The organism is Streptomyces sp. NPDC049970 (assembly GCF_040660235.1).
GTDB lineage: Bacteria > Actinomycetota > Actinomycetes > Streptomycetales > Streptomycetaceae > Streptomyces.
This window is the reverse complement of record NZ_JBFALP010000044.1, coordinates 1-3292: the sequence shown is the minus strand read 5'-3', so window position 1 is coordinate 3292 and position 3292 is coordinate 1. Positions and strand designations below refer to the sequence as shown.

Genomic DNA, 3292 nt, shown 5'->3' with positions numbered 1-3292 from the left:
CAACACAGTGGACGCGAGCAACTGAGGACAAGCCCTCGGCCTATTAGTACCAGTCAGCTCCACCCGTTACCGGGCTTCCACATCTGGCCTATCAACCCAGTCGTCTACTGGGAGCCTTAACCACTCAAGGTGGTGGGAATACTCATCTCGAAGCAGGCTTCCCGCTTAGATGCTTTCAGCGGTTATCCTTTCCGAACGTAGCCAACCAGCCATGCCCTTGGCAGGACAACTGGCACACCAGAGGTTCGTCCGTCCCGGTCCTCTCGTACTAGGGACAGCCCTTCTCAATATTCCTACGCGCACAGCGGATAGGGACCGAACTGTCTCACGACGTTCTAAACCCAGCTCGCGTACCGCTTTAATGGGCGAACAGCCCAACCCTTGGGACCGACTCCAGCCCCAGGATGCGACGAGCCGACATCGAGGTGCCAAACCATCCCGTCGATATGGACTCTTGGGGAAGATCAGCCTGTTATCCCCGGGGTACCTTTTATCCGTTGAGCGACAGCGCTTCCACAAGCCACTGCCGGATCACTAGTCCCGACTTTCGTCCCTGCTCGACCCGTCGGTCTCACAGTCAAGCTCCCTTGTGCACTTACACTCAACACCTGATTGCCAACCAGGCTGAGGGAACCTTTGGGCGCCTCCGTTACTCTTTAGGAGGCAACCGCCCCAGTTAAACTACCCATCAGACACTGTCCCTGATCCGGATCACGGACCCAGGTTAGACATCCAGCACGACCAGAGTGGTATTTCAACGACGACTCCACAACCACTGGCGTGGCCGCTTCAAAGTCTCCCACCTATCCTACACAAGCCGAACCGAACACCAATATCAAACTATAGTAAAGGTCCCGGGGTCTTTCCGTCCTGCTGCGCGAAACGAGCATCTTTACTCGTAGTGCAATTTCACCGGGCCTATGGTTGAGACAGTCGAGAAGTCGTTACGCCATTCGTGCAGGTCGGAACTTACCCGACAAGGAATTTCGCTACCTTAGGATGGTTATAGTTACCACCGCCGTTTACTGGCGCTTAAGTTCTCAGCTTCGCACACCCGAAAGTGCACTAACCGGTCCCCTTAACGTTCCAGCACCGGGCAGGCGTCAGTCCGTATACATCGCCTTACGGCTTCGCACGGACCTGTGTTTTTAGTAAACAGTCGCTTCTCGCTGGTCTCTGCGGCCACCCCCAGCTCACCGAGTAAATCGGATCACCAGTGATGGCCCCCCTTCTCCCGAAGTTACGGGGGCATTTTGCCGAGTTCCTTAACCATAGTTCACCCGAACGCCTCGGTATTCTCTACCTGACTACCTGAGTCGGTTTAGGGTACGGGCCGCCATGAAACTCGCTAGAGGCTTTTCTCGACAGCATAGGATCATCCACTTCACCACAATCGGCTCGGCATCAGGTCTCAGCCTCAATGTGTGACGGATTTACCTACCACACGGCCTACACCCTTACCCCGGGAACAACCATCGCCCGGGTTGGACTACCTTCCTGCGTCACCCCATCGCTTACCTAATACAAGTCTGGTTCGTCGGCTCCACCACTACCCTCAACTCCGAAGAGATCGGGCCGGCTTCACGGACTTAGCATCGCCTGATTCAGTATTGGGCGTTTCAAAGCGGGTACCGGAATATCAACCGGTTGTCCATCGACTACGCCTGTCGGCCTCGCCTTAGGTCCCGACTTACCCTGGGCAGATCAGCTTGACCCAGGAACCCTTAGTCAATCGGCGCACACGTTTCTCACGTGTGTATCGCTACTCATGCCTGCATTCTCACTCGTGAACCGTCCACAACTCGCTTCCGCGGCTGCTTCACCCGGCACACGACGCTCCCCTACCCATCCATACTCCCGTTGAGGATATGTGTATGAATGACACGACTTCGGCGGTACGCTTGAGCCCCGCTACATTGTCGGCGCGGAATCACTTGACCAGTGAGCTATTACGCACTCTTTCAAGGGTGGCTGCTTCTAAGCCAACCTCCTGGTTGTCTCTGCGACTCCACATCCTTTCCCACTTAGCGTACGCTTAGGGGCCTTAGTCGATGCTCTGGGCTGTTTCCCTCTCGACCATGGAGCTTATCCCCCACAGTCTCACTGCCGCGCTCTCACTTACCGGCATTCGGAGTTTGGCTAAGGTCAGTAACCCGGTAGGGCCCATCGCCTATCCAGTGCTCTACCTCCGGCAAGAAACACACGACGCTGCACCTAAATGCATTTCGGGGAGAACCAGCTATCACGGAGTTTGATTGGCCTTTCACCCCTAACCACAGGTCATCCCCCAGGTTTTCAACCCTGGTGGGTTCGGTCCTCCACGAAGTCTTACCTCCGCTTCAACCTGCCCATGGCTAGATCACTCCGCTTCGGGTCTAGAGCGTGCAACTCAAACGCCCTATTCGGACTCGCTTTCGCTACGGCTTCCCCACACGGGTTAACCTCGCTACACACCGCTAACTCGCAGGCTCATTCTTCAAAAGGCACGCAGTCACGACGCACCGAGCAAGCTCGATGCGCGACGCTCCCACGGCTTGTAGGCACACGGTTTCAGGTACTATTTCACTCCGCTCCCGCGGTACTTTTCACCATTCCCTCACGGTACTATCCGCTATCGGTCACCAGGGAATATTTAGGCTTAGCGGGTGGTCCCGCCAGATTCACACGGGATTTCTCGGGCCCCGTGCTACTTGGGTGTCTCTTAAACGAGCCGTTGATGTTTCAGCTACGGGGGTCTTACCCTCTACGCCGGACCTTTCGCATGTCCTTCGCCTACACCAACGGTTTCTGACTCGTCTCACAGTCGGCAGACCATGAAAAAGAGATCCCACAACCCCGCATGCGCAACCCCTGCCGGGTATCACACGCATACGGTTTGGCCTCATCCAGTTTCGCTCGCCACTACTCCCGGAATCACGGTTGTTTTCTCTTCCTGCGGGTACTGAGATGTTTCACTTCCCCGCGTTCCCTCCACACTGCCTATGTGTTCAGCAGCGGGTGACAGCCCATGACGACTGCCGGGTTTCCCCATTCGGAAACCCCCGGATCAAAGCTTGGTTGACAGCTCCCCGGGGACTATCGTGGCCTCCCACGTCCTTCATCGGTTCCTGGTGCCAAGGCATCCACCGTGCGCCCTTAAAAACTTGGCCACAGATGCTCGCGTCCACTGTGCAGTTCTCAAACAACGACCAGCCACCCACCACCCCACCCTTACAGGCGAGTTCACTGGGGCCGGCAAGAAGGCAGCCAAACGGCCATACCTTCAGATACCCAACAGCGTGCCCGACCCGAT

General features: G+C 56.4%; 1 rRNA gene. It reads right to left on the bottom strand.

Features of this window, described 5'->3' with window-relative positions:
* Nucleotides 1–23 precede the first annotated feature (23 nt).
* Nucleotides 24–3149, bottom strand: a 23S ribosomal RNA gene (locus AB0I83_RS31275).
* Between the last annotated feature and the right edge of the window lie 143 nt (nucleotides 3150–3292).